The organism is Streptomyces sp. NPDC056580, from assembly GCF_042793175.1.
Lineage (GTDB): Bacteria > Actinomycetota > Actinomycetes > Streptomycetales > Streptomycetaceae > Streptomyces.
On record NZ_JBHTVE010000022.1, the window covers coordinates 1 to 24,193 of the forward strand.

At 74.1% G+C, this 24,193-nt stretch carries 24 protein-coding genes and 1 pseudogene; 16 read left to right on the forward strand and 9 right to left on the reverse strand.

Annotated features, from left to right (window positions below):
- Window positions 1-273: 273 nt before the first annotated feature.
- A complete protein-coding gene (locus ACFQ9Z_RS35285; protein WP_383029719.1) occupies window positions 274-1,815 on the reverse strand; it encodes a DUF4331 domain-containing protein in 1,542 nt (513 codons plus the stop codon).
- Between the two features lie 158 nt (window positions 1,816-1,973).
- Between ACFQ9Z_RS35285 and ACFQ9Z_RS35290 the strand changes: the two genes are divergently transcribed.
- The 3 genes from ACFQ9Z_RS35290 to ACFQ9Z_RS35300 all read left to right on the forward strand — a co-directional run bounded on the left by ACFQ9Z_RS35290 (window position 1,974) and on the right by ACFQ9Z_RS35300 (window position 3,793).
- Window positions 1,974-2,573, forward strand: a complete 600-nt coding sequence (locus ACFQ9Z_RS35290; RefSeq protein ID WP_383029723.1) for a sigma-70 family RNA polymerase sigma factor — start codon at window positions 1,974-1,976, stop codon at window positions 2,571-2,573.
- Window positions 2,570-3,397 (forward strand): anti-sigma factor domain-containing protein, encoded by an 828-nt coding sequence (locus ACFQ9Z_RS35295; protein ID WP_383029727.1) that lies wholly within the window; start codon window positions 2,570-2,572, stop codon window positions 3,395-3,397. Before ACFQ9Z_RS35290 ends, ACFQ9Z_RS35295 begins: the two co-directional genes overlap by 4 nt.
- A 126-nt stretch (window positions 3,398-3,523) precedes the next feature.
- A complete protein-coding gene (locus ACFQ9Z_RS35300) occupies window positions 3,524-3,793 on the forward strand; it encodes a hypothetical protein (protein ID WP_383029730.1) in 270 nt (89 codons plus the stop codon).
- Window positions 3,794-3,886: 93 nt separating this feature from the next.
- Here the strand turns inward: ACFQ9Z_RS35300 and ACFQ9Z_RS35305 are convergent, their stop codons facing one another.
- Complete coding sequence (locus tag ACFQ9Z_RS35305) at window positions 3,887-5,083, reverse strand: CaiB/BaiF CoA transferase family protein (protein WP_383029732.1); 1,197 nt, start codon at window positions 5,081-5,083, stop codon at window positions 3,887-3,889.
- A 69-nt stretch (window positions 5,084-5,152) separates the two neighbouring features.
- Between ACFQ9Z_RS35305 and ACFQ9Z_RS35310 the strand changes: the two genes are divergently transcribed.
- Window positions 5,153-5,449 (forward strand): hypothetical protein, encoded by a 297-nt coding sequence (locus ACFQ9Z_RS35310; protein ID WP_383029734.1) that lies wholly within the window; start codon window positions 5,153-5,155, stop codon window positions 5,447-5,449.
- An 82-nt stretch (window positions 5,450-5,531) separates the two neighbouring features.
- On the opposite strand, the gene ACFQ9Z_RS35315 is transcribed toward ACFQ9Z_RS35310, so the two are convergent.
- The 3 genes from ACFQ9Z_RS35315 to hmgA are packed head-to-tail and all read right to left on the reverse strand — an operon-like array spanning window position 5,532 to window position 8,841.
- Entirely contained in the window at window positions 5,532-6,683 is a 1,152-nt protein-coding gene (locus ACFQ9Z_RS35315) for a type ISP restriction/modification enzyme (protein ID WP_383029968.1), read from the reverse strand.
- Window positions 6,684-6,709: 26 nt separating this feature from the next.
- Window positions 6,710-7,459: a GntR family transcriptional regulator gene (locus tag ACFQ9Z_RS35320; RefSeq protein ID WP_383029737.1), complete on the reverse strand. Its 750-nt coding sequence runs from the start codon at window positions 7,457-7,459 to the stop codon at window positions 6,710-6,712.
- 44 nt (window positions 7,460-7,503) lie between these two features.
- Complete coding sequence (gene hmgA, locus ACFQ9Z_RS35325) at window positions 7,504-8,841, reverse strand: homogentisate 1,2-dioxygenase (RefSeq protein WP_383029740.1); 1,338 nt, start codon at window positions 8,839-8,841, stop codon at window positions 7,504-7,506.
- Window positions 8,842-9,053: 212 nt separating this feature from the next.
- Here hmgA and ACFQ9Z_RS35330 point away from each other — a divergent pair, with 212 nt between their 5' ends.
- From ACFQ9Z_RS35330 to ACFQ9Z_RS35365, 8 genes and pseudogenes are all read left to right on the forward strand, one after another.
- Window positions 9,054-9,671 carry a TetR family transcriptional regulator gene (locus ACFQ9Z_RS35330; RefSeq protein WP_383029743.1) on the forward strand — a complete coding sequence of 206 codons (618 nt, stop codon included), beginning with the start codon at window positions 9,054-9,056 and terminating at the stop codon, window positions 9,669-9,671.
- A 137-nt stretch (window positions 9,672-9,808) separates the two neighbouring features.
- The gene (locus ACFQ9Z_RS35335; protein ID WP_383029745.1) at window positions 9,809-12,061 is read left to right on the forward strand and encodes a molybdopterin oxidoreductase family protein; all 2,253 of its coding nucleotides are present in this window, start codon (window positions 9,809-9,811) and stop codon (window positions 12,059-12,061) included.
- A 6-nt stretch (window positions 12,062-12,067) separates the two neighbouring features.
- Window positions 12,068-12,349: pseudogene (locus tag ACFQ9Z_RS35340) on the forward strand (MFS transporter); the annotation flags it as partial.
- Window positions 12,350-12,449: 100 nt separating this feature from the next.
- Window positions 12,450-13,205, forward strand: a complete 756-nt coding sequence (locus tag ACFQ9Z_RS35345; protein ID WP_383029747.1) for a hypothetical protein — start codon at window positions 12,450-12,452, stop codon at window positions 13,203-13,205.
- Window positions 13,192-13,851 (forward strand): class F sortase, encoded by a 660-nt coding sequence (locus ACFQ9Z_RS35350; protein ID WP_383029749.1) that lies wholly within the window; start codon window positions 13,192-13,194, stop codon window positions 13,849-13,851. The genes ACFQ9Z_RS35345 and ACFQ9Z_RS35350 overlap by 14 nt, the downstream gene beginning before the upstream one ends.
- Window positions 13,852-14,135: 284 nt before the next feature.
- A complete protein-coding gene (locus ACFQ9Z_RS35355; protein ID WP_383029751.1) occupies window positions 14,136-15,476 on the forward strand; it encodes an ABC transporter ATP-binding protein in 1,341 nt (446 codons plus the stop codon).
- A 137-nt stretch (window positions 15,477-15,613) separates the two neighbouring features.
- Complete coding sequence (locus ACFQ9Z_RS35360) at window positions 15,614-17,002, forward strand: aldehyde dehydrogenase family protein (RefSeq protein WP_383029753.1); 1,389 nt, start codon at window positions 15,614-15,616, stop codon at window positions 17,000-17,002.
- Between the two features lie 15 nt (window positions 17,003-17,017).
- A complete protein-coding gene (locus tag ACFQ9Z_RS35365; RefSeq protein WP_383029756.1) occupies window positions 17,018-18,100 on the forward strand; it encodes a Zn-dependent alcohol dehydrogenase in 1,083 nt (360 codons plus the stop codon).
- 19 nt (window positions 18,101-18,119) lie between these two features.
- Here ACFQ9Z_RS35365 and ACFQ9Z_RS35370 read toward each other — a convergent pair whose 3' ends face one another.
- From ACFQ9Z_RS35370 to ACFQ9Z_RS35380, 3 genes are all read right to left on the reverse strand, one after another.
- Window positions 18,120-19,055, reverse strand: a complete 936-nt coding sequence (locus tag ACFQ9Z_RS35370; protein ID WP_383029759.1) for a DMT family transporter — start codon at window positions 19,053-19,055, stop codon at window positions 18,120-18,122.
- Between the two features lie 285 nt (window positions 19,056-19,340).
- Complete coding sequence (locus tag ACFQ9Z_RS35375; RefSeq protein WP_383029762.1) at window positions 19,341-20,051, reverse strand: ArsR/SmtB family transcription factor; 711 nt, start codon at window positions 20,049-20,051, stop codon at window positions 19,341-19,343.
- A 54-nt stretch (window positions 20,052-20,105) separates the two neighbouring features.
- On the reverse strand, window positions 20,106-20,747 hold the full coding sequence (locus ACFQ9Z_RS35380; RefSeq protein WP_383029765.1) for a TetR/AcrR family transcriptional regulator: 642 nt from the start codon (window positions 20,745-20,747) through the stop codon (window positions 20,106-20,108).
- Window positions 20,748-20,838: 91 nt separating this feature from the next.
- Between ACFQ9Z_RS35380 and ACFQ9Z_RS35385 the strand changes: the two genes are divergently transcribed.
- The 3 genes from ACFQ9Z_RS35385 to ACFQ9Z_RS35395 all read left to right on the forward strand — a co-directional run bounded on the left by ACFQ9Z_RS35385 (window position 20,839) and on the right by ACFQ9Z_RS35395 (window position 23,109).
- A complete protein-coding gene (locus tag ACFQ9Z_RS35385; protein ID WP_383029971.1) occupies window positions 20,839-21,990 on the forward strand; it encodes an acyl-CoA dehydrogenase family protein in 1,152 nt (383 codons plus the stop codon).
- A gap of 85 nt (window positions 21,991-22,075) precedes the next feature.
- On the forward strand, window positions 22,076-22,363 hold the full coding sequence (locus ACFQ9Z_RS35390; protein WP_383029767.1) for a YiaA/YiaB family inner membrane protein: 288 nt from the start codon (window positions 22,076-22,078) through the stop codon (window positions 22,361-22,363).
- 101 nt (window positions 22,364-22,464) lie between these two features.
- The gene (locus tag ACFQ9Z_RS35395; protein WP_383029769.1) at window positions 22,465-23,109 is read left to right on the forward strand and encodes a TetR/AcrR family transcriptional regulator; all 645 of its coding nucleotides are present in this window, start codon (window positions 22,465-22,467) and stop codon (window positions 23,107-23,109) included.
- A 25-nt stretch (window positions 23,110-23,134) separates the two neighbouring features.
- Here the strand turns inward: ACFQ9Z_RS35395 and ACFQ9Z_RS35400 are convergent, their stop codons facing one another.
- A complete protein-coding gene (locus tag ACFQ9Z_RS35400) occupies window positions 23,135-23,596 on the reverse strand; it encodes a MaoC family dehydratase (protein ID WP_383029772.1) in 462 nt (153 codons plus the stop codon).
- Between the two features lie 104 nt (window positions 23,597-23,700).
- Between ACFQ9Z_RS35400 and soxR the strand changes: the two genes are divergently transcribed.
- Window positions 23,701-24,159, forward strand: a complete 459-nt coding sequence (gene soxR / locus ACFQ9Z_RS35405) for a redox-sensitive transcriptional activator SoxR (protein ID WP_383029775.1) — start codon at window positions 23,701-23,703, stop codon at window positions 24,157-24,159.
- The last annotated feature ends 34 nt before the right edge of the window (window positions 24,160-24,193 follow it).

The window sequence follows — 24,193 nt, forward strand, 5'->3', positions numbered from 1 at the left end:
CCTTCGACCACCGCGTGGTCCTGCTGGCGGACGCCGAGGGCGAGGGTGAGCCGGTGGAGGTGGCGCGGAGGCGGTGCCGGGCGGCGGTGCGGGTGCGGTGCCGGGTGGCGGCGGGGCGCCGGACCCGGCCGTGCGGGCGGTACGCCCGCCGGTCTGCTCGTCGTTCGTGCGCGGGGCCATGCCGTCTCCTGGATCGCCTGGTGCCGGTTCGGAAGCGGAGGGCGCGGCCCGCCGTGGGGGAAGGGAAACGGGCCGCGCCGGTTCGGGGGTGTGTCAGTACGGGCGCTGCATCCGGCGGCGCCACCAGGCGAGGGCGGTGCCGATCAGCAGGATGCCGGCCGCGCCCGAGGCCGCCGAGGCGGCGATCAGCACGGTGTTCCCGGAGCCGGCGGAGCCCGCCCCGGCCGGCCGCAGTGCGTCGCCGAGCTGACTGCGCACGTCCGCGCCCCCGGCCGTGCCCTTGGCGAGCGCGCCGCGCGAACCGGCGGTGGGCTGGGCGACGTAGGGGAAGTACTTCTCGAACTTCTTGTCGTTCCGGTCCACCGCGTCGCCCAGGTCGTTCTTGGCGCCGACCAGTTCGCCCTCCATCACCTGGAGCGCCTCGTCGACCACGTCGTCGGTGAGCCGGCGGCCGTTCGGGAAGCCCGCGTTGTCGCCGTCCAGGACGCCCAGCCGCTTGGGATGCGCGCTCGGCCTGATCGAGGTGTTCAGCCGCAACTGCTCCGAAGGCTTCACGCCCGGCGGCTGGTTGAGGCCCTTGACGCCCTTGAGGAAGACGTCGACCAGGTCGTCGCGCGGCTCGGCGGGCGCCTTGATCTTGTAGATGCCCTCGATGAGCTTCGGCAGCTCCGGACCGGTGACGTTCTTCAGGAACTGGGCGTCGTACGAGGGCTGCGAGGCGTTGAACCGGTCCTTGTCCTTCTGCGGGTTGACGACCTCGTTCACCAGCGGGTTGCCCAGGCGCGACACCTGCGCGTAGTAGCCCTGCGCGTTGCGGCGCTGGGTGGTCGACCAGATGCCGACCACCGGCTGGTCGCCGGACTCGCGGATCAGGTCGTTGGGCACCTGCAGCGCGATCGTGTTGACGTTGTAGCCCTTGAGCGTGTCCCGGCCGACCTCGGTGAGGTTGCCGCCGTACAGCAGGTCGAAGACGCGCAGGTCAAGGAAGAACGGGTCGTCGGCCTGCCCGGCGAAGGTCGCGGCACCGCCGGCCGCCTTGTACACGGCCTGCGAGCGCAGCTTGCCGTAGTCCGGCATGGACGCCTTGCCCACGTTCGACGGCGCCACGGGTACGTCGTCGGCGAGCTTCGTCCGGGACACCACGTGCTGGTTCCTCAGCCGGACCAGGTCGATGTCGTACGTCTGCGTGACGTTGAGGTCCGGGTCGTCCAGGCTGGTGACCGGACCGGTGTTGTACAGGAACGTGTTCCCGTTCTTCGTGTGCGTCCTGAAGGTGTAGCGGAAGAGCAGGTCGTCCCGCGCGTCACCGTTGCTGTCGATGTGGATGTCGTACTGCGCGTCGTCCGCGAACGTGTAGAAGTTCGGGCCGCCGGCCGGATCCTCGAACGGGATCCAGTCGGCCACGATCGTCGTGGTGTCCGGCTTGTCCGGGCTGACGAACGCGTACAGGTCCGTGTTGTCGTACTGCGGGGTGCCCGATATCAGCGGCGCCTCGCGGTGCGAGGAGGCGGAGGCCGCCCCGGGTTCCAGCGTGGCGACGCCGGCGGCTGCGAGCCCGCCGGCGGCCAGCGCGCCACAGATGAGCGTGACCAGACCCTTGCGTCCGGTGCCGCTCCTGGAGAAGAGAGGTGTCATGCCGTCCGTCCTCAGTACCGACTTGCTCTGACGGACGGGTATACGGAGCGGGTTCGCCGGCCGGATTGGTCGGCGGGGGAATTTCTTTCGGGTCCCGCCGGACCCGCGTTTTCGGCTCCCGAATGCGTATCAACCGCCGGAGGTGTGCGCTCGTGCGGATGCGTGGAGTCAGAGGCGGGAGCCGGACCGGATGCGGTCACGGAGGGGGTGCCGGGGCGCGGGCGGACGAACTGCTGCTGCTCGTGGCGGGCGGCGACCACAGGGCGTTCGAGGACCTGTACGCACTGGTGTCCGGGCCGGTGTTCGGGTTGGTGCGGCGCGTGGTGCGCGATCCCGCGCAGTCCGAGGAGGTCGCCCAGGAGGTGCTGCTCGAACTCTGGCGCTCGGCGGGCCGGTTCGACCCAGGGCGGGGCAGCGCCCTGTCCTGGATCCTCACCCTCGCCCACCGCCGCGCCGTGGACCGGGTGCGCAGCGCACGCGCGGCCGGCGAACGCGAGCAGCGGGAGGCCCTGCGCGCCGGGGAACCGGCCTTCGACCAGGTCGCCGAGGAGGTGGAGGCCGGACTGGAGCGCGAGTGGGTGCGCCGCTGCCTGAAACGGCTCACGGCGCTGCAGCGCCAGTCCGTCACCCTCGCCTACTACGACGGCTACACCTACCGTGAGGTGGCCGAGCGGCTCCAACTGCCGCTCGGCACGGTCAAGACCCGGATGCGCGACGGGCTCACCCGGCTGCGCGAGTGCCTGGGAGGTGCCGCGTGAGCCCGCTCGGCCGCCTGCTGGGCCGTGAGGACCCGCACTCCCTCGCCGCGCCCCACGCGCTCGACGCCCTCGGACCCGGCGAACGGCGCCGCTTCGAGAAGCACCTGGGCGGGTGCGACCGCTGCGCCGCCGAGGTGCGGGCGCTGTCCGAGGACGCGGTACGCCTCGCCTGGTCCACGGCCGAGCCCGCGCCGGCCGCCCTGCGCGACCGGGTCCTGGCCGCCGTCCGCACCACGCCCCAGGAGCGGTCGCCCGCCGGGGAACAGTCACCCGCCGGGGAGCGCGCGACCCGGCTGCCCCCGCACGTCTGGGGCGGCCAGCCCCCGCCACGCGCCCGTACGCCCCGATCGCGCCCCCTGTTCGTCCCGTTCGCCACGGCGACCGCCGCCGCGGCCCTCGTCGTCGCCTCGCTCTTCGCGGTCCAGACCGGCCGCACCCAGGACCGACTCGACGCCGAGCAGGCACGGGCACGTGAGATCGCCCACGTTCTCGCGGCCCCCGACGCCCGGGCCGCGGCGAGCGGGGACGGCCGGGGCCGCGGTATCGGAGTGATCGCCTCCGTCTCCGAGGGGCGGGCGGTCGTCACCCTCAGCGGGTACGGCGCCCCGTCCGGTGGCCGCGTCCACCAGCTCTGGGTCATGCGCCCCCACGCGCGGCCCCGCTCGCTGGGCCTCCTCGCGGGCGACACGCCCTTGGTCGCCCAGGGTCTCGGCAGATCCGCGACGTCACTCGCCGTGACCGTCGAGCCCGGCGGCGGATCGGCGCAGCCTACTGGTCAGCCGGTTGCTCAACTCACCCTGAAAGCGGTCGGATTCGGAGAGTAGTCAGCGACGAATGGTCAACCTCCTTGCGGGGAAGGTGAATCCTGTGGGCGAGATACACGGGTGCTCCACCGGGGCGATAGGGTTACCCTGCCCGGGCCGGGTGGACTCGTACGGGTGGGGAGTGACATGGAGCAGATAACAGTGCGCAGCAGGGCCAGGGTTCCTGCGATCACCTGCGGGAGCAGCGCGACCAGTTCGCGCCTCGACCGCCATCTGTCGGTGCTGGCGGGTCCCGCCATACCGCAGGTCGAGACGATCGAGGCCACCTCGCTGATGCGTGAGCTGACGGCGCGCGACACCCCGCACCAGCGCAGCGACCGGGGCCGGCGGGTCAGCCGGGTCTCCCTGTTCGCGCCGCTGCGCCGGCTGCGCCGTTCGCTGTTCGGCGGGCACTGAGCCGGCACCGAGCCGATACCGAGCGCACCCCGCGAGGCCCCGCGGGGTCCCTGAGCAGGCCCGGCGGACCCGGAACCCGTCCGGGGCCCGCGCTCAGGCCACCACACCGTCCCGGCGCAACGCTGCGATCTCGCCGTCCGTCATCCCCACGGCGCGCAGCAGGGGTTCGGTGTGCTGTCCGAGCGCGGGCACGTCGCCCATCCGTGCCTCCTCCCCGCCCGGCAGCGTGAGGGGAGGCAGCAGCGCCTTCAGCGGTCCGGCCGGCGTACCCACCTGACGCCACCGGTCCCGGGCCGCGAGCTGCGGATGGCCGGCCAGCTCGTGCAGGTCGCGCAACCGCGCGCAGGCGATCCCGGCCTTCTCCAGCAGGGCCAGCGCCTCGTCGGCGCCGAGCGCTCCCAGTTCCCGCGCCACCAGCTCGTCGGTCCGCGCCCGGTTCGCCACCCGGGCCGCGTTCGTCGCGAAGTCCGGGTCCGTCCCCAACTCCGACCTGTTCAGCACCTGCTCCGCCAGCCGCCGCCACTCCCGGTCGTTCTGCACCGACAGCAGCACCCGTCCGCCGTCCGCCGTCGGGTAGGCGTCGTAGGGGGCGATGACGGCGTGCGCGAGCCCGGTGCGGGCCGGCGGCTCGCCGCCGTGCATGGCGTGGTGCAGGGGATGCCCCATCCACTCCGCGAGCGCCTCCAGCATCGACACCTCCACCGGCCCGCCCCGCCCGGTGACGCCGCGCCGGACCAGGGCGGCCAGCACACCGGAGAAGGCGTACATGGCCGCCGCGATGTCCGCCGCCGGGATGCCCGCCTTGACCGGCTGCCTGGGCGTCCCGGTCACCGACACGAGACCGGCCTCGCACTGCACGAGCATGTCGTACGCCCGCTTGTCCGCGTACGGGCCCGAACCGCCGTACCCGGAGATGTCCACGGCGATCAGCCGCGGGTGCGCCGCGCACAGCGTGGCCGCGTCCAGGCCCAGCCGGGCGGCGGCCCCATGAGCCAGGTTCTGCACGAACACGTCCGCCTCCGCGACCAGCCGCCGCACCACCGCCAGGCCGCGCGGGTCCTTCAGGTCCAGGGCGATGGACTCCTTGCCGCGGTTGCACCACACGAAGTGCGAGGCGAGCCCGCCGGCGGCGGTGTCGTAACCCCGCGCGAAATCACCTCCGTCGACCCGCTCCACCTTGACGACCCGGGCGCCGAGGTCGGCGAGCTGCCGGGTGGCGAAGGGCGCGGACACGGCCTGCTCGACGGCGACGACGGTGATGCCCTCCAGGGGCAGCGGCAGTTGATCCATGGGCCGGATGATCTCCCCTGACCGGCGGTCCTGTCAGCACCCGGCCACCGGGCCGCGTACGCTGACCGCATGGACCGGGGCCGCGCGGGGCGTCAACCCGCCCTGATCGCCGGGGTGCTGGAGGTCACCGGCGGATCGGGTCCGGCCCTGTGGCCGCGCGGCGGCCGGGCGATGGACCTCTTCCTCGGCGAGGTCACCCGGGACCACGGGGACGCCGACCGGTTCCCCTGGGCACGGGACGCGGCGGACCTCACCCGCACCCCGAACCGGCTCGGGCACCGGCCCGTTCCCGGACCGCCGGCCGGCCTCCGGCTCGTCACCAGGGACGGCCCGTCCAGCAGCTTCACCCGGCTGGACCCCGCATGACGCCTGTCCGGGACCCCTCCCGGCCGCGCCGGGCCGAGGACGACGCCGACGTCGCGCGGCCGGAGGCCGCCCCGCGCGAGCGCTAGAGCAGCGCGAACTGGCCGTCGGGGCCCTCCTCCTGGTGGTCCAGGACCGAGGCGGGGCGGCGGGCGGAGGCCGGGACCGGGAGGACGCCCGCGCGCCGCAGCCCGGCCGCGGTGACCGGTGAGGTGACCTCGAAGGCGGCCCGCCGTGGACGCAGCTCCGCCAGCAGGGCCAGCACCGTGACCAGCTCCAGCAGCTCCGACGTCCAGGCCTGCGGCCAGCCGGCAGGGCGGATCGCGGAGAGGGTGCCCGGCGCCGCCGGCGCGGTGCGGGCCGTGAACCAGGCCTCCAGGACCCGGACCCCGGCCACCTCGTAGTCCCAGGCCTCCGGTGGCACGGGGGAGACGCGGCCGTCGTCGAGGTGCAGCGTCTCCTCCTCGCGGTCGTAGCGCAGGGCCAGGGGGCGGGCGGGCAGCGGGGCGCGGACGTAGGGGCGGCGGCCGCCGGGCAGTCTGGGGCGTTCGCCGTCGCGGCGCATCAGCCACAGCACGCGCCGGCCCAGCTCCACGCCCGCGGTCCAGACCTCGGCGTCCCGCGTCAGCGGGACGGTGAGATCGGGGCGGGCCGCCACCAGGATCCAGGCCAGCACGTCCACGGCCGTGGGGCGCTCACCCAGCAGGGCGGTGAGATGGTCCAGCAGGCCGGGCGCCAGGTTCGGCTCCGTGCCGTCCGGGCGGCGGTACAGCGGGCGGATCCGGCCGGGGCGCAGCAGCGGCAGCAGCGAGGTCGCGAGCGGCGGACCGCCGTCGCCGGTCTCCACCACGAACACCTGGCGCTCGCCGGCCACCCGCCACAGCTCCGGCCGGGCCGCGTCGAGCAGCCGGTGGTCCGGGATCAGCCACTGCTCGTCGAACGGCGCCGCCAGCACCCGCACCGGTTCCGCGCAGGGGCCCTCCGCGCGCGCCAGCCGTTCGGTGCCGGTGGGCTGGCCGGGGAGCTGGCCCACCGCGGAGTGCGGGGTGCGGGAGCGGGTCGGCTCGAACAGGGCCTCCCGCTCCGGGCCCGCCGCCCGGAGCAGCGCGTCCCAGCGGGCCCGCAGGGAGCCGGGGTCGGGCGCCGTCGGCCAGGCGCGGCCCGGCCGCGGCGGTGCGACGGACCACGGCATGAGGTCCGCCAGCGGCGGAGCGTCGTCGTGCGTCACGCTGGGAATCGTAGAGCCTGCCGGCGGCGGACGGGTCAGGTGGCGTCCAGGGTCACCGTGAAGGAGAAGCGGTCGCCCCGGTAGTGGATGACCACCACGTCCAGCGCCCGGCCCGCGGCGTCGTAGGTCACGCCGGTGTAGTGCAGGATCGGGCTGAGCAGCGGCACCCGCAGCAGCCGCGCGGTCTCCGGATCGGCGAGCCGGGCCTCCACGGTGTCCGTGATGCGGCTGATGTCCGCGCCCGCGACGTCCCGCAGCACCTTGGTCATCGGCCAGCGCACCAGGTCCCGCACGTCGATGCGGGCGGCGAGTTCGGGCCGGACGTGGTTGCGCGCGTGGTTGGTCGGCTCGCCGGTCTTCTCGTCGCTGCGCAGCCGGTGGTACGTCGCCACCTCCGCCAGGTCCGGGAAGTGCTCGGCGAGTTCGCCGGTCACCGGGGTGCTGCCCTGCTCCAGCAGCTCGGTGGTCATGCCGGACTGCTGGGCGACGATCGCGTCCACCGAGCCCAGCAGCCGCACCGGGGCGCCGCGCCGCGCATCGGGTTCGATGAACGTGCCGCGCCGCCGGTGCCGGCTGATCAGCCCCTCGTCCTCCAGTTCCTTCAGCGCCTGGCGCATGGTGAGCACGCTCACCCCGTAGTGCTCCGCGAGGCGCTCCTCGGTGGGCAGGCGCAGCGGGTCCCGCGGGGAGCGGCCCAGTATCGAGGCGCGCAGCGACTGCGAGACCTGGTACCACAGCGGCAGCTTGCGGTTCAGGACGATCGAATCCGGGGCGAAGGAGGTCACGGGCTATCCGTACCTGTTCGGGATCGTTCGGTGCAACGGAGCCGTCACAGCGCGCGGAAGTGACGTTCGAGGCCCTGCCAGACGTCGTCGTAGCGCTGCTGGAGATGGCCGGCCCCGGCCGCCTGCGGGGCGAGCGTCACCGGCCAGCGGGTCTCGAACATGAACGCCAGCCCGTCGTCGATCCGCTGCGGCCTCAGCTCGGCCGCGCTCGCCCGGTCGAAGGTCTCCCGGTCCGGGCCGTGCGCCGACATCATGTTGTGCAGCGAGCCGCCGCCCGGCACGAAGCCCTCGGCCTTGGCGTCGTAGGCCCCCTCGATGAGGCCCATGTACTCGCTCATCACGTTCCGGTGGAAGTACGGCGGCCGGAAGGTGTCCTCGCCCACCAGCCAGCGCGGAGCGAACACCACGAAGTCGACGCCGGCCAGGCCCGGGGTGTCCGACGGGGAGGTCAGCACCGTGAAGATGGACGGGTCCGGGTGGTCGTAGGAGATGGTCCCGATCACATTGAAACGGCGCAGGTCGTAGACGTACGGCACATGGTTGCCGTGCCAGGCGACCACGTCGAGCGGGGAGTGGTCGTACGTGGCGGTCCAGAGGTTGCCGCAGAACTTGTTGATTACCTCCACCGGCCCCTCCACCTCCTCGTACGCGGCGACCGGGGCCCGGAAGTCCCGGGCATTGGCCAGTCCGTTGGCGCCGATGGGCCCGAGGTCGGGGAGCTGGAAGGGCGCCCCGTAGTTCTCGCACACATAGCCACGGGCGGACGGGATCCGCCCGCCGTCCGGTGCGGTGTCGAGCAGCTCCACGCGGAAGCGCACCCCGCGCGGGATCAGCGCCACATGTGCGGGCTCCACATGGAGCCGGCCGAACTCGGTGTGCAGCAGCAGTCCGCCCCGCTCCGGCACGATGAGCAGCTCCCCGTCGGCGTCGGAGAACACCCGCTCCATCGAGGCGTTGGCGTGGTACAGGTGCACGGCCATGCCGGTCCGCTGGGTCGCGTCGCCGTTGCCGCCCAGCGTCCACAGGCCCGCCAGGAAGTCGGTGCCGGCCGGCGGCTCGGGTAGCGGGTTCCAGCGCAGCCGGTTGGGGTCGGGCACGGTCTCGGTGAACGGCGCCGTGCGGATCGCGCCGTTGCCGGTGCGGGTGAACGCGGGGTGCGCGGCCGAGGGGCGGACGCGGTACAGCCACGAGCGCCGGTTGTGCGCCCGCGGCTCGGTGAACGCCGTCCCGCTGAGCTGCTCGGCGTACAGGCCGAGCGGCGCGCGCTGCGGCGAGTTGCGGCCCTCGGGCAGGGCGCCCGGCACCGCCTCCGAGGCGTGTTCGTTGCCGAACCCGGTCAGGTAGGACAGTGACTCGGCGGTCTTCCGCGCGTCCCCGCTCATCGATCGCTCCCTTGCGCCGCTGATTCCTATGCATCACCGTAGGAATGAGTGGGGCGCGGGCGCAAGGGGGCGCCGGACGCCGGGTGTCGGGCGTCCCTTCCCCGTCTGCCGGCGACGTGGGCGCCGTCCCGGCCCGTACGGTCGATGAGTGCAGCAGCCACCTTTTCCCGTACTGGGGGGCGAGGTTCACCCGACCCCGCCGGAGAGGCATCATGAAGTCCGTGCCCCACGCGACATCGCTTCGCCGCGCGCCCGTCCAGAGGCGAAGCGCGGAACGGCTGACCCGGATCCTCGACGCCTGCGCCGACCTCCTCGACGAGGTCGGCTACGAGGCCCTGAGCACCCGCGCGGTGGCCGCGCGCGCCGAGGTGCCCATCGGCTCGGTCTACCGGTTCTTCGGCAACAAGCGGCAGATGGCCGACGCCCTCGCCCAGCGGAACCTGGAGCGGTACGCCGAACGCGTCGCGGAGCGGATGAAGGGCGAGCGGCAGGGGGACTGGCGGGCCGCCGTGGACGCCGTGCTGGACGAGTACCTGGCCATGAAGCGCACCGCGCCCGGCTTCGCCCTCGTGGACTTCGGCAACCAGATACCGGTCGGCGTCCGGCAGGCGGAGCCCAACACCCGGGTCGCCGACCGGCTCACCGACCTGCTCGCCGGCCATCTCGGCCGCACCCCCGGCGAGGAGCTGCGCCGCGTCTTCCTGGTCGCCGTGGAGAGCGCCGACACCCTGGTCCAACTGGCCTTCCGGGTCGACCCCGAAGGGGACTCGGCGATCATCCACGAGACCCGTGAGCTGCTGCGGGCGTACCTGGGGCGCGTCCTCGACTGAGCCGGCCGCCGGCCGCCGCCGACACGGGGGCTCCCCTCCATGCCTACCGGTCGGTATGCTCACCCCCCGAGCCTGCCCGGGCCGCCCGGGCCCACCGCGGCGGGCCCGGCAACGCCACCGATCCTCCGGGAGGACCCGTGCCCCGCACCGCCCTGCGAATCTGCCCCCTGTGCGAGGCCACCTGCGGGCTGACGCTCACCGTCGAGGGCACCCGGGTCACCGGCGCCCGCGGCGACCGCGAGGACGTCTTCAGCAAGGGCTTCATCTGCCCCAAGGGCGCCGCCTTCGGGGCCGTCGACTCCGACCCCGACCGGCTGCGCGTCCCGCTGGTCCGTGAGGACGGCGCGCTGCGTGAGGCCACCTGGGAGGAGGCCTTCGACGCGGTCGCGGCGGGGCTGCGCCCGGTCGTCGAGCGGTACGGGCCGCACGCCCTCGGAGTGGTCCTCGGCAACCCCAACGTGCACACCGTGGCCGGCGCGCTCTACCCGCCGGTCCTGCTGGCGGCCCTGCGCACCCGCAGCCTGTTCACCGCCTCCACGGTCGACCAGATGCCCAAGCACGTCTCCAGCGGCCTGCTCTTCGGCGACGCGCACGCCATCCCCGTCCCGGACCTCGACCGCACCGACCACCTGCTGCTGATCGGCGCCAACCCCCTGGAGTCCAACGGGAGTCTGTGCACCGCCCCCGACTTCCCCGGCCGGCTCAAGGCCCTCCGGGCCCGCGGCGGCCGGCTCACCGTGGTGGACCCCCGCCGCACCCGCACCGCGAAACTCGCCGACCGGCACCTCGCGATCCGCCCCGGCACCGACGCCCTGCTGCTCGCAGCCCTGGCCACCGTGCTGTTCGAGGAGGACCTGACCGACCTCGGCGCGCTCGCCCCGCACGTCCAGGGCGTCGGGGAACTGCGCGACGCCCTGCGGGACTTCACCCCCGAGGCGGTGGCCGAGGCCTGCGACCTGGACGCGGACCTCATCCGCACCCTCGCCCGCGAACTCGCCGCCGCCCCCACCGCCGCCGTCTACGCCCGCATCGGAAGCTGCACCGTCCCGCACGGCACCCTGGCGAGCTGGCTGGTCGACGTCCTCAACGTCCTCACCGGCAACCTGGACCGGCCGGGCGGCGCCCTCTTCCCGCAGGCCGCCACCGGCCGCACCCCCCGCCCGGCCGGCCCCGGGCACGGCTTCGCCCTCGGCCGCTGGCACTCCCGGGTCCGGCGTCTTCCCGAGGCCAAGGGCGAGTTGCCGCTCTCCGCGCTCGCCGAGGAGATAGACACCGCCACCGACGAGGGCGAACCGGTCCGCGCGCTCGTCGTGGTCGCGGCCAACCCGGTGCTGTCCGCGCCCGACGGCGACCGCCTCGACAAGGCTCTGCGCTCGCTGGACTTCATGGTCAGCGTCGACCCGTACCTCAACGAGACCTCCCGCCACGCCGACGTCGTGCTGCCCCCGCCGCCGCCCTCGCAGAGCCCGCACCACGACTACGCCTTCAACGGCTTCGCCGTCCGCAACCAGGTCCGCTACAGCCGTCCCGCCGTACCCCTCGAACCCGGCCGCATGGCCGAGACCGAGATCCACGCCCGGCTGGTGCTGGCCGCGACGGGCATGCACGGCGCCGACCCGGCCGCCGTGGACGCGACGGTCGTCGAGCAGACCCTCGCCAAGGCCGTCCAGGATGTCCACTCCCCGGTGCACGGCCGCGATCCGCGGGAACTCGCCGCACAGCTCACCGGGGACGACGGCCCGGAACGGCGGCTCGACCTGATGCTGCGCCTCGGCCCCTACGGCGACGGCTTCGGCGCCCGGCCCGACGGGCTCAGCCTGCGCGAACTGCTCGACCACCCGCACGGAATCGACCTCGGCCCGCTGCGCCCGCGCCTGCCGCAGCCGCTGAAGACCGTGAGCGGCAGGATCGAGCTGCTGCCCGCGCCGATCGCCGGCGACCTGCCCCGGCTGCGCCGGGCGCTGCGCGAGCGCCCCGCCGCACTGGTCCTCGTCGGCCGCCGGCACCTGCGCTCCAACAACAGCTGGATGCACAACGTGCCCGCCCTCACCGGCGGCAGCAACCGCTGCACCCTGCAGCTCAACCCGCGGGACGCCGCGCGCCTCGGCATAGGGGACGGCCAACCGGTTCGGGTGACGGGCGCCGGGGGAGCGGTCACCGCGCCCGCCGAGGTCACCGACGCGGTCCGGCCGGGCGTGGTGAGCCTGCCGCACGGCTGGGGCCACGACCGCCCCGGCACCCGGCTGAGCCACGCCGGCGCCGACCCCGGCGTCAACGTCAACCAGCTCCTCGACGGCAGCCTGCTCGACCCGCTGTCCGGCAACGCGGTCCTCAACGGCGTGCCCGTCGAGGTGGCGGCCGTGCCCGAAGAGCTCACCGTGCTGACCTGAGCAAAAACGACGGTCGTGCGGGCCGCCCCGACCGGCGCCCGCTCCACCGCGCTCGCCCTGCGGCTGACCGGCAACCGGCTCGGCCAGTTCGCCGCACCGGCCGCGGCGGGACTGGCCGCGGGGGTGGCCGGAGTGGCCGCGCCGCTCGTGATGCTGGGGGCGTTGCTGCTGCTGTCCTCGGCGGTGGCGGTGCGGTCGCCGGAGGGCGCAGAGCCGTCCCAGGCAGCCGATTCGGCACCCGGGGAGGGTCGGAAGGGAACGGCGTTGCGCCGCACGAGCGATATCTGACGGCGCGTCCGGCGTTGGTGCCGCCGGCCGTGGAGGGCATGCGTGAGAGTCCAGATAAAGAGCGATTTGTATGAAAATCGTCTAACTCGGAGGAGCTTGCATGCCCACCCTGACACCTCCACGGACTTTCTCCCGCGCGAGTGCCACCGTCCTCCTCACCGCCCTCGCCGTGGCGGGCGCGTCGTGGGTGGAGGCCCCCAACGCGGCGGCTCAGGGGGAGAACGGCGACATCAGGATCCACAACGCGCGTTCCACCAATCCGCCCTCGTTCATCGGTTCGGCGAAGGACGATCCGGTGGTCTGCAAGTTCTTCCTCGAGGCGGTCAACTTCGACTCGCTGCCCGCCGTCACGTACACCATCACGCCCCAGCCCCCGCTGCCCACCGCCGCCACCGTGACCGGGAGCATCCAGCTCGCCGCCGGCGCGGGCCACACCGACCCGCTGGGGCTCGCGGACGGGCAGTACAAGATCAGCTGGACCGTGGGGACGCCTCCGGCCCTGAAGGAGAAGGTGTTCCACGTCAACTGCCACGACGGCAGGACGGAGGGCCAGCACGGCCCGGGCGGCCAGATCGAGGACCACCAGCAGAACAACGACCAGCAGGGCGACTCGGCCTGGGGTCCGGGCGGCGACCACGGTTCGGGCGGCGACCACGGTTCGGGCGGCGACCACGGTTCGGGCGCCGACCGCAACGACGGTCCCCCCAAGGGCGGTGTGCACGCGGGCGGCGGCGGTCTCGTCGACACCTCGGGCGCGTTCTCGCCGGTGGCGGCCGCCGCGGCCGTCGGACTCGTCGCGGTCAGCGGCGCGGTGTACATCCGGCTGATCCGCCGGCGGCCCCATGGTGCCGCGTAGGCGCCGACCCAGGCCGTGGTACCGGACCCGGGCCTACCGCCTCACCAGGACGGCCCTGCTCGCGGCCGTCCTGGTGACGGTGGGGGTCCGCTGCGGCGGCCCGGACGGACCGGACCTGGCGGGCGGCCGGACCGGCGACGCACGGCAGGGGGAGACCGCCGCCCGCACGCCCCCGCCCCGCCCCCTGTCCACCCGGTCCCGGCCGACGGACTTCCGCATCCCGTCCCTCGGGATCGACGCCCCCGTCATCGGCCTGGGGCTCGAGGCCGACCGGCAGTTGTCGACACCGCCGCTCGACCGGCCCAAGGAGGTCGGCTGGTACCAGGGCGGTCCCACACCGGGGGAGACCGGCACCGCGATCGCCGTCGGCCACCGCGACACCCGGACCGGCGCCGCCGTCTTCGCGGCCCTGGCCCACGTCGAGCCCGGAAAGCCGATCGAGGTCAGGCGGGCGGACGGCCGCACCGCCGTCTACAGCGTGGACCGGGTGAAGGTGTACGACAAGGCGGGCTTCCCCGACGAGGAGGTCTACGGCTCCTCCGGGCGCCCGGAGCTGCGCGTGCTCACCTGCGGCGGACTGTACAGCCGGCGCACCGGCTACACGAGCAACGTGGTGGTCTTCGCCCACCTCACCGCCACCGGCTGACCGACCCGGACGCGGCCTCCCGCCGCCCGCGCCGGGAGGCCGCGGACCCGAACCGCGCCTTCCGTTTCCGTCCCCGCCCGGTGCGCGGTTTCCGGACGCCGTCGCCACTCTTCCCCCGGCCCGGCACATTCCGTTAACTTCCGTGACTCATGGGGCCTGTCGTCCCCTCCCCGCCGGCCGCGCCACGGGGACGCGACGGCATGCCCCTGGGCCCCGTACGTCCGCACGGGGCCCCGGACCCAAGGAGCGGCGGCGCTCCGCACAGCCCCCGGGGGCAGGCACCCATGACACGCGCCATCTCTCTGCACGACGTGAGCAAGTCCTACGCCCGGGGCCCCCGTGTGGTCGACCGGGTCACGCTGGACATCGCGCCCGGCGAGTTCCTCGTCCTGCTCGGGCCCTCCGGCTGCGGCAAGTCCACCGTGCTGCGCATGATCGCCGGGCTCGAGGAGATCGACGACGGCCGGCTGCTCCTCGACGGCGAGTACGCCAACGACTGGCTGCCCGCCGATCGGGACATGGCGATGGTCTTCCAGAACTTCGCGCTCTACCCGAGCATGACCAGCCGCGACAACATCGGCTTCCCGCTGCGCATCGAGGCCCCCGCCGCCGACCCCGGACCGCGCGTGGACGCCACCGCCCGCTTGCTCGGCATCGAGGACCTGCTCGACCGCTTCCCCGGCCAGCTCTCCGGCGGTGAACGCCAGCGGGTCGCCATGGGCCGGGCCATCGCCCGCCATCCCTCGGCGTTCCTGATGGACGAGCCCCTGTCCAACCTCGACGCCAAGCTCCGCAACCACCTGCGGGCCGAGATATCCCAGCTCACCCGTGAGCTGGGCGTCACCACGGTGTACGTCACGCACGACCAGTCCGAGGCCATGTCCCTCGGCGACCGGGTCGCCGTGCTGCGCGGCGGGGTGCTCCAGCAGGTGGGCAGCCCGCGCGAGGTCTACGCCCTGCCCCGCAACATCTTCGTCGCCGCGTTCATCGGCACCCCGCGCATCAACCTGCTGCGCGGCCTCGTCCGCGCCCCGCTGGACGGCGCCATGACCATCAGCCTCGGCAAGCAGTACCTGCGCCTGCCCGAACCCCTCTCGCTGGACCACCAGTTGCTCCGCGTCCAGCAGGGCCGCGAGGTCATCGTCGGACTGCGCTCGGAGGCGGTGCGCATCGCCAAGCACAGCGCCGCCCGGCCCGGCGAGGTGCCGCTGACCGGACTGGTTGAGCACATGGAGTTCCAGGGGCACGAGACCCTCGTGCACTTCAGCACCGGCTCGCGCCCCGCCGTGGTGCCCGAGCTGGAGGCCCCGCGCCCGGCCGCCCGGCCCGTGCGCCGGCGCCGCCGGGAGGGGCCGGGCGTGCTGGACCGGCTGCGGGAGCGGGCCGGGTCGCTGCGGGCCGGCCCGGTGGTGGTCCTGGAGCACCCGCGGGAACCCCTGCCCGAGCCCGCGCCGCCGGAGGGCCGGCTCCCAGGCGACCTGGTGGTCCGCACCACCCCCGACATCCGGCTGCGCCACGGCATGCAGGTGCCCCTGCTCGTCGACCTCGCCCACCTCTTCGTCTTCGACCAGCACGGCGACCGCATCTGCCCGTCCCCGGCCCACCTGCCCGACCTGGAGGAGTGAGCGACGGCCGTCCCGGCGGGGATGTCCTGGTACGTCCGGGTGTGCGGCGCCGCCGGCGCCCGGACATCTCTGGCGCGAGAAAACTATCGCCGCTAGTTTGTGTGCCGGACGACGGAGACCCGCCGGGAGGAAGCAGCATGAAGGCACACGACGGCCTGTACATCGACGGCGCCTGGCGCCCCGCCGCCGGCCGCGACGTGATCGAGGTCGTGAACCCGGCCGACGAGCAGGTCATCGGCCGGGTCCCGGCCGGTGACGCCACGGACGTCGACACCGCCGTACGCGCCGCCCGCGCGGCCCTCGCGGCCTGGGCGGCCACGCCCCCGGCCGAACGCGCGGCACGCCTGGGCGCCCTCCGCGACGTGCTGGCGGCCCGCAAGGACGAGATCGCCGGGACGGTCACCGCCGAGCTGGGCTCGCCGCTGCCGTTCTCACAGGCCGTGCACGCGAGCGTGCCGATCGCGGTCGCCGGCTCCTACGCCGAGCTGGCCGCCGCCCACTCCTTCGAGGAGAAGGTCGGCAACTCCACCGTGCTGCACGAGCCGGTCGGCGTGGTCGGCGCGATCACCCCCTGGAACTATCCGCTGCACCAGATCGTCGCCAAGGTCGCCCCCGCCCTCGCGGCCGGCTGCACCGTCGTCCTCAAGCCCGCCGAGGACACCCCGCTCACCGCGCAGCTCTTCGCCGAGGCCGTCCACGAGGCGGGCGTCCCGGCCGGTGTGTTCAACCTCGTCACCGGACTCGGTCCGGTCGCCGGGCAGGCCCTCGCCGAGCACCCGGACGTCGACCTGGTCTCCTTCACCGGCTCCACGGCCGTCGGCCGGCGGATCGGCGCGGCGGCCGGCGCCGCCGTCAAGAAGGTGGCGCTGGAACTGGGCGGCAAGTCCGCCAACGTCATCCTGCCGAGCGCCGACCTCGCCAGGGCGGTCAACGTGGGGGTCGCCAACGTGATGTCCAACTCCGGCCAGACGTGCAGCGCCTGGACCCGGATGCTGGTCCACCGCGACAGTTACGACGAGGCCGTCGAACTGGCCGCGGCCGCGGCCGCCAAGTACGGCGACCGCATCGGGCCGGTCGTCAACGCCAGGCAGCAGGCCCGTGTCCTCGGCTACATCGAGAAGGGCGTCGCCGAGGGCGCCCGCCTGGTCGCGGGCGGCTTCGAAGCCCCGCGCGGGCAGGGGTACTTCGTCAGCCCGACCGTCCTCGCCGACGTCACCCCCGAGATGACCGTCGCCCAGGAGGAGATCTTCGGCCCGGTCCTGTCCGTGCTGCGCTACGAGGACGAGGAGGACGCCCTGCGCATCGCCAACGGCACGGTGTACGGGCTCGCGGGCGCCGTCTGGGCCGGGGAGGAGTCCGAGGCGGTGGCCTTCGCCCGCCGGATGGACACCGGCCAGGTCGACATCAACGGCGGCCGGTTCAACCCGCTCGCGCCGTTCGGCGGCTACAAGCAGTCCGGGGTCGGCCGGGAACTCGGCAGCCACGGACTGGCCGAGTACCTCCAGACCAAGTCCCTCCAGTTCTAAGGGAGTCACCGAGACATGGCCGTACGAGCCGCCGTTCTGCCCGCCATCGGCGCACCCCTGGAGATCACCGGCATCGAGCTGCCCGACCCGGGCCCCGGACAGGTCCGCGTCCGCCTCGCCGCCGCCGGGGTCTGCCACTCCGACCTGTCCCTGTCCAACGGCACCATGCGGGTGCCGGTCCCGGCCGTCCTCGGCCACGAGGGCGCCGGCACCGTGGTGGCCGTGGGGGAGGGCGTCACCCATGTCGCGCCCGGCGCCCCCGTCGTCCTCAACTGGGCGCCCTCCTGCGGCGCCTGCCACGCGTGTGCGCTCGGCGAGGTCTGGCTGTGCGCCGACGCCCTGGCCGGCGCCGCCGGGGTGCACGCGCGCACGAGCGACGGCACCGAGCTCCACCCCGGTCTGAACGTCGCCGCGTTCGCCGAGGAGACGGTGGTCGCCGCGTCCTGCGTGCTGCCGCTCCCCGACGGGGTACCGCTCACCGACGCCGCCCTGCTCGGCTGCGCCGTCCTCACCGGCTACGGCGCGGTCCACCACTCGGCACGCGTCCGGCGGGGCGAGACGGTCGCGGTGTTCGGCGCGGGCGGCGTGGGCCTCGCCACGCTCCAGGCGGCCCGGATCGCCGGGGCGTCCAGGATCATCGCCGTCGACGTCTCACCGGAGAAGGAGGAACTGGCCCGCGCGGCCGGCGCCACCGACTACGTCCTCGCCTCCGACGCCACCGCGCGCGAGATCCGCGGCCTCACCGGCAGGCAGGGCGTCGACGTCGCCGTGGAGTGCGTGGGCCGCGCGGTCAGCATCCGCGCCGCCTGGGACTCCACCCGCCGGGGCGGCCGGACGACCGTCGTCGGCATCGGCGGCAAGGACCAGGAGGTCACCTTCAACGCCCTGGAGATCTTCCACTGGGGCCGCACCCTGTCCGGCTGCGTCTACGGCAACACCGACCCGGCCCGCGACGTACCCGTCCTCGCCGAGCACGTGCGGGAGGGCCGGCTGGACCTCTCGGTGCTGGTCACCGAGCGGATCGGGCTGGAGGGCATCCCGGCGGCCTTCGAGAACATGCTCGCGGGCAAGGGCGGCCGCGCGCTGGTGGTGTTCTGAGGGTCCGGCGCCCGCCGGTTCAGCCGACCTTCTCGGGTCGCGGCTCCCCGGCCGCGACCCGGCGCGACCGTCCGCCCGCCCGGGACCGGGACACCGCCACGCCCGCCAGGCACAGCGCCCCGCCCACCAGGGTGAGCGCCCCCGGCACCTCGCCGAGCGCCAGCCACGACATCAGCACGACCAGCGCCGGCACGGCGTACGTGGTGGCGCCCATCCGGCTGGCGGTCGTGCGGGCGAGGGCGTAGGCCCAGGTCGTGAAGGCCAGCGCGGTCGGGAAGACACCCAGGTAGACCATGTCCAGGGTCGCCGACACGGGCGCGTGGGCGGCCTCGGTCACCAGTCGCCCGGCGAACGGCAGGCAGACCACCGCGCCGACGAGACACCCGAACGTCGTCACCTGCAGGGCGCTCGCCTGCCCGAGCGCCGGCTTCTGCGACACGACCCCGGCCGCGTAGGCCGCCGCCGCGAGCAGACACGCCACCACCCCGAGCAGCGAGGCCCCGGCGCCCCCGGACGACATCGAGAGGCCCACGGTCACGGCGCCTGCGAAGGACACCGCCATGCCTGCCAGCAGCCTCGGCGGCATCGGGTCGCCGAGCAGCCGGGCCCCGAGCAGGGCGATCAGCAGCGGGCCGACGTTCACGACGAGAGCGGCGGTGCCCGCGTCCACCCGCTGTTCGCCCCAGTTGAGGGCGACCATGTAGAACCCGAACCAGAGCACCCCGGAGAGGGCTATGCCGCGCCAGGCGGATCTCGGCGGCAGCCCCTCCCGCCGTACGACGCACAGGACGCCCAGTGTGAGGGCTCCGGCCAGCAGCCGCCCGAGCGCCAGCGCCCCCGGCGAGTAGGCGTCACCGGCACTGCGGATCGCCACGAAGGCCGAGGCCCAGAGCACGACGGTGAGGCCGGCCGCGGCGGCGGGCAGCAGGGGGTGACGCGGGGTGTTGCTCATCATGCTCCTGAGGCTGGGAGGGACAGGGTGACGCCGGCCGGCGGAAGGCGACGGCGCCTTGCGGACGGGGGATGCGGGGGCAGCCGGGGGCGCGGGGCCGCTTCGACGTGCGGCCCCCGCAGCGGCGCGACCAGCCGCGGCGGACCCGCACCCGGCGACCGGCACGACCCCAGCCCCCGTGACGGTGCTGACCCCGGCCCCCGTGGCCGTGCTCGTCCTCGCCCCCGTGCCCCTGTTGACCCCCCGGCCCCCGTGGCCGTGCTCGTCCTCGCCGCCGCAGCCGTCCGCTCAGCACAGCGCCTCCCGCTCGACGCCCAACAGCTCGTACAGCGCCCGCTCCCCCGCGGGAGTCACCCGCACCGCGCGCTCGGACCCGATCCGCAGGCACCAGCCCGCGTCCAGCGCGTGCCGGCACAGCGCGGCGCCTGCGGAACCCGCGAGATGGGGCCGCCGCTCGGTCCAGTCCAGGCACGCCCGGGCCAGGGGCCGCCTGGCCGCACGGTCCAGGGTGATCCCCGCCGCGCCGAACCACCGCAGTCCCGCGTCCGTCAGCGCGAAACCGGTGTCCTGGCGCAGCAGCCCCCGCCCGGTCAGCGCGTCCGTGATCGCGATGCCCAGCCGCCCCGCGAGATGGTCGTAGCAGGTACGGCCCCGGGCCATCGCGGAGCCCGCGCTCGACTCCCGCAGCGTGCGCGTGCGCGCGGCCGGAGCGGGCGCCACCTGGGCGGCGAGGTCCTCGACGAGCTGCGCCGCCCGCGCGTCCGCCAGCCGTACGTAGCGGTGCCGTCCCTGCCGCTCCTGGACGAGCAGCCCGCCGGCGACCAGCTTGCCCAGGTGCTCGCTGAGCGTGGACGGGGCCACCCCGGCGTGCCGGGCCAGTTCCCCGGCGGTCCAGGCCCGTCCGTCCAGCAGCGCCAGCAGACACGCCGCCCTCGTCTCGTCGGCGACCAGCGCGGCGAACGCGGCGAGCCCGGCGGCCCGGGAGTCCTTGGTGGTCATGCACCCAGCATGCGGCACCGGTACTTCGGCGCCGGCCGAAGCGTCCCGGCGTCCTCACACGCTCTGCCGCGCCTGCTCGTACTGCTGCGCCAGCCCGTCCAGCAGCGCCGTCAGCCCCGTCTCGAAGGCCCGCTCGTCGATCTTCTCCTGCTGCTCGGCGAGCAGGTGGGCCTGCCCGAGATGCGGGTAGTCGGCGGGGTCGTAGGCGCTCGCGTCGTCCACGAAGCCGCCCGCGAAGGAGCCGAGCGCGGAGCCCATGATGAAGTACCGCATCAGCGCGCCGATGGACGTGGCCTGCGCCGGCGGCCAGCCCGCGTCGACCATCGCGCCGTACGCGGCGTCGGCCAGCCGCAGGGCCGCCGGGCGGCGGCCGGGCCCGCGGGCGAGCACCGGGACGATGTTGGGGTGGTCGCGCAGTGCGCTCCGGTAGGAGACGGCCCAGTCGTGGAGCGCGGTCCGCCAGTCCCGGCCGTCCTCGAACATCGACAGGTCGACCTGCCCGCTCACCGAGTCCGCGACCGCCTCCAGGATCTCGTCCTTGGTGCGGAAGTGGTTGTAGAGCGAGGGCCCGCTGACCCCCAGTTCGGCGGCCAGCCGCCGGGTGGAGACGGCCGCGAGTCCCTCCGCGTCCACGAGTTCCCGGGCCGTCTCGACGATCCGGTCGGTGCTGAGCAGGGGCTTGCGCGGTCGGGCCATGGCGCACATAGTAGGGCTGCGACCGGAAACTAGCACTGCTAATTTAAATGTACGTCTTTCAAGATCTGTATCCGTGTGGGGTGATCGCGTGCTGAACCTGGAGCTGAGCGAGGAGCAGGCCGCCGTACGGCAGCTCGCCCGGGACTTCGTGGAGCGTGAGATCACCCCCCACGTGGTCGCCTGGGACCGGGCCGAGGAGGTCGACCGGGGGATCGTGAAGAAGCTCGGCGAGGTCGGCTTCCTCGGGCTGACCGTCGACGAGGAGTACGGCGGCTCCGGCGGCGACCACCTCGCGTACTGCCTGGTCACCGAGGAACTGGGACGCGGCGACTCCTCGGTGCGCGGGATCGTGTCGGTGTCCCTGGGGCTGGTCGCCAAGTCGATCGCCGCCTGGGGGAGCGAGGAGCAGAGGCGGCGCTGGCTGCCGGGGCTGACCTCCGGCGAGTACGTCGGCTGCTTCGGCCTCACCGAGCCCGGCACCGGCTCCGACGCGGGCAACCTCGCCACCCGCGCCGTGCGCGACGGCGGGGACTTCGTCCTCGACGGCACCAAGATGTTCATCACCAACGGCACCTGGGCCGATGTGGTGCTCCTGTTCGCCCGGTCCACCGACGCCCCCGGCCACAAGGGCGTCTCCGCCTTCCTGGTGCCCACGGACACCCCCGGCCTGACCCGGCGCACCGTCCACGGCAAGCTCGGCCTGCGCGGCCAGGCCACCGCAGAGCTGGTCCTGGACGGCGTGCGGGTGCCCGCCTCCGCGCTGGTCGGCGAGGAGGGCAAGGGCTTCTCCGTCGCCATGTCCGCGCTGGCCAAGGGGCGGATGTCGGTCGCCGCCGGATGCGTCGGCATAGCCCAGGCCGCGCTGGACGCGGCCGTGCGGTACGCGGGCGAGCGCGAGCAGTTCGGCAAGCCCATCGCCCGGCACCAGCTCGTCCAGGAGCTGATCAGCGACATCGCCGTCGACGTGGACGCCGCCCGGCTGCTGACCTGGCGGGTCGCCGACCTGATCGACCGCGGCCGGCCGTTCGCGGTGGAGTCCTCCAAGGCCAAGCTGTTCGCCTCCGAGGCCGCCGTCCGCGCCGCCAACAACGCCCTCCAGGTCTTCGGCGGCTACGGCTACATCGACGAGTACCCGGCCGGCAAACTGCTCCGCGACGCCCGGGTGATGACCCTCTACGAGGGCACCAGCCAGATCCAGAAGCTGCTCATCGGGCGGGCGCTCACCGGGGTCTCCGCCTTCTGAGGCCTGACGGGGGCGCCCGGCTGAGTACGCGTTCTGAGTATCCGGGCGGATGTGGCGCCGGCCACGTCCGCCGATGCTCGTCGTCATGAGTGACACACCGGTCAAGCAGCAGAACACGGCCGCCTTCTACGGGCAGGCCGTCGCCTCCTTCGCGGTCGCCATGGCGGCCACCGCCATCGGCGTCTTCCGGCTGGACGCCGACGCCTGGGTGCGTTCCTTCCTCGCCGTCGCCGTCCTCTACCTCGTCACGTCCGCCTTCACCCTCGCCAAGGTGATCCGCGACCGGCAGGAGGCCGGACAGATCGTCAGCCGCGTCGACCAGGCCCGGCTGGAGAAGCTGCTCGCCGAGCACGACCCCTTCGAGAAGCTCTGACCGCCCGGGGACGGCGGCCCCGCGCCGGGAGGCTGCGCTAAGCGGCCGCTCACCTTCGGCGGTATGGTGGTGCTCCTGTCACCGAGAGGGGCGAACGAGCGATGAGTACGGCGGAGGAGACGGCCGGCGGCGAGGTCGAGCCGTGGGAAGAGGTCACCCCTGACGCGGCACGGCGGCTGCTGGTCGCCGCCGTGGAGGCCTTCGCCGAGCGCGGGTACCACGCGACGACGACCCGCGACATCGCGGGCCGCGCCGGAATGAGCCCGGCCGCGCTCTACATCCACTACAAGACCAAGGAAGAGCTGCTCCACCGGATCAGCCGGATCGGCCACGACAAGGCCCTGGACATCCTGCGCACGGCGGCCCGGCGCGAGGGCAGCGCGACCGAGCGGCTCGCCGACGCCGTCAGCTCCTTCGTGCGCTGGCACGCCGGGCGGCGCACCACCGCGCGGGTCGTGCAGTACGAGCTGGACGCGCTCGGCCCCGCCGCCCGCGCCGAGATCGTCGCGCTGCGCCGCCAGGTCGACGCCGAGGTGCGCGGGATCATCGACGAGGGTGTCGCCTCGGGCGAGTTCCGGGTGCCGGACGTGCAGGGCACCACCCTCGCGGTGCTGTCGCTCTGCATCGACGTGGCCCGCTGGTTCAACGTGGCCGGTCCGCGCACGCCCGAGGAGGTCGGTGCGCTCTACGCCGACCTCGTGCTGCGCATGGTGGGCGCCGAGCCGGACGCGCCGGCCCGGCGGTAGGGCCGGCGGGCCCCAAGGCCCGGGCTCAGAGGTAGTAGCGGGACACCGACTCCGCGACGCACACGGGCTTCTGCCCGCCCTCCCGCTCCACCGTGAAGGCGAGCGTGACCTGGATGCCGTCCTTGACGTCCTCGACGCCGGTGACGACGGCGGTGGCGCGCAGCCGGGAGCCGACCGGGACGGGGGAGGGGAAGCGGACCTTGTTCGTCCCGTAGTTGACGCCCATGCGCACGCCCTCGACGCGGAGCAGCTGTGGGCCGAACAGCGGCAGCAGGGAGAGCGTGAGGTAGCCGTGCGCGATGGTCGTCCCGAACGGCCCCGCGGCGGCCTTCTCCGGGTCCACGTGGATCCACTGGTGGTCCCCGGTCGCCTCCGCGAACAGGTCGATCCTCTTCTGGTCGATCTCCACCCAGTCCGTGTGGCCGAGCTGCTCGCCCACTGCGGCCTTCAGCTCGTCGGGGGAGGTGAAGGTCCTCGGTTCTGCCATGTTCCCGGCCTCTCGCTCGCATTCCTAAGCAACTGCTTAGCATGGTCGGGCGCGGGGAGGATGTCAACGGATGGCGGTGCGGCCGGGTCGGTAGTCTCTGCCGGGTGCCCCAGATCCCCGAGAAGGTCCACGAGCTGACCGTCGGCCAGTTGTCCGCGCGCAGCGGCGCCGCCGTCTCCGCCCTGCACTTCTACGAGTCCAAGGGACTGATCACCAGCCGACGCACCGCGGGCAACCAGCGCCGTTACACCCGGGACACCCTGCGCCGGGTCGCCTTCGTGCGCGCGGCCCAGCGGGTCGGCATCCCGCTGGCCACGATCCGCGAGGCGCTGGCCCGGCTCCCCGAGGAGCGGACCCCCACCCGCGAGGACTGGGCCCGTCTGTCGCAGGCGTGGCGCTCCGAACTCGACGAACGCATCCGGCGGTTGAACCGGCTCCGGGATCACCTCACGGACTGCATCGGCTGCGGCTGCCTGTCCCTGGAGAACTGCGTGCTGTCCAACCCGGACGACATCTCCGGCAACCGCCTGACCGGCTCCCGTCTCCTGCCCGAACGGCCGTAGGGCCGGTCCGGGCGCGCGCCCGCGGGCACGGCCC

Coding starts and splice junctions, on each gene's coding strand:
- ACFQ9Z_RS35285 (WP_383029719.1), bottom strand. CDS start 1,815: ATGACACCTCTCTTCTCCAGGAGCGGCACCGGACGCAAGGGTCTGGTC.
- ACFQ9Z_RS35290 (WP_383029723.1), top strand. CDS start 1,974: ATGCGTGGAGTCAGAGGCGGGAGCCGGACCGGATGCGGTCACGGAGGG.
- ACFQ9Z_RS35300 (WP_383029730.1), top strand. CDS start 3,524: ATGGAGCAGATAACAGTGCGCAGCAGGGCCAGGGTTCCTGCGATCACC.
- ACFQ9Z_RS35305 (WP_383029732.1), bottom strand. CDS start 5,083: ATGGATCAACTGCCGCTGCCCCTGGAGGGCATCACCGTCGTCGCCGTC.
- ACFQ9Z_RS35310 (WP_383029734.1), top strand. CDS start 5,153: ATGGACCGGGGCCGCGCGGGGCGTCAACCCGCCCTGATCGCCGGGGTG.
- hmgA (WP_383029740.1), bottom strand. CDS start 8,841: ATGAGCGGGGACGCGCGGAAGACCGCCGAGTCACTGTCCTACCTGACC.
- ACFQ9Z_RS35330 (WP_383029743.1), top strand. CDS start 9,054: ATGAAGTCCGTGCCCCACGCGACATCGCTTCGCCGCGCGCCCGTCCAG.
- ACFQ9Z_RS35345 (WP_383029747.1), top strand. CDS start 12,450: ATGCCCACCCTGACACCTCCACGGACTTTCTCCCGCGCGAGTGCCACC.
- ACFQ9Z_RS35350 (WP_383029749.1), top strand. CDS start 13,192: ATGGTGCCGCGTAGGCGCCGACCCAGGCCGTGGTACCGGACCCGGGCC.
- ACFQ9Z_RS35355 (WP_383029751.1), top strand. CDS start 14,136: ATGACACGCGCCATCTCTCTGCACGACGTGAGCAAGTCCTACGCCCGG.
- ACFQ9Z_RS35360 (WP_383029753.1), top strand. CDS start 15,614: ATGAAGGCACACGACGGCCTGTACATCGACGGCGCCTGGCGCCCCGCC.
- ACFQ9Z_RS35365 (WP_383029756.1), top strand. CDS start 17,018: ATGGCCGTACGAGCCGCCGTTCTGCCCGCCATCGGCGCACCCCTGGAG.
- ACFQ9Z_RS35370 (WP_383029759.1), bottom strand. CDS start 19,055: ATGATGAGCAACACCCCGCGTCACCCCCTGCTGCCCGCCGCCGCGGCC.
- ACFQ9Z_RS35375 (WP_383029762.1), bottom strand. CDS start 20,051: ATGACCACCAAGGACTCCCGGGCCGCCGGGCTCGCCGCGTTCGCCGCG.
- ACFQ9Z_RS35380 (WP_383029765.1), bottom strand. CDS start 20,747: ATGGCCCGACCGCGCAAGCCCCTGCTCAGCACCGACCGGATCGTCGAG.
- ACFQ9Z_RS35390 (WP_383029767.1), top strand. CDS start 22,076: ATGAGTGACACACCGGTCAAGCAGCAGAACACGGCCGCCTTCTACGGG.
- ACFQ9Z_RS35395 (WP_383029769.1), top strand. CDS start 22,465: ATGAGTACGGCGGAGGAGACGGCCGGCGGCGAGGTCGAGCCGTGGGAA.
- ACFQ9Z_RS35400 (WP_383029772.1), bottom strand. CDS start 23,596: ATGGCAGAACCGAGGACCTTCACCTCCCCCGACGAGCTGAAGGCCGCA.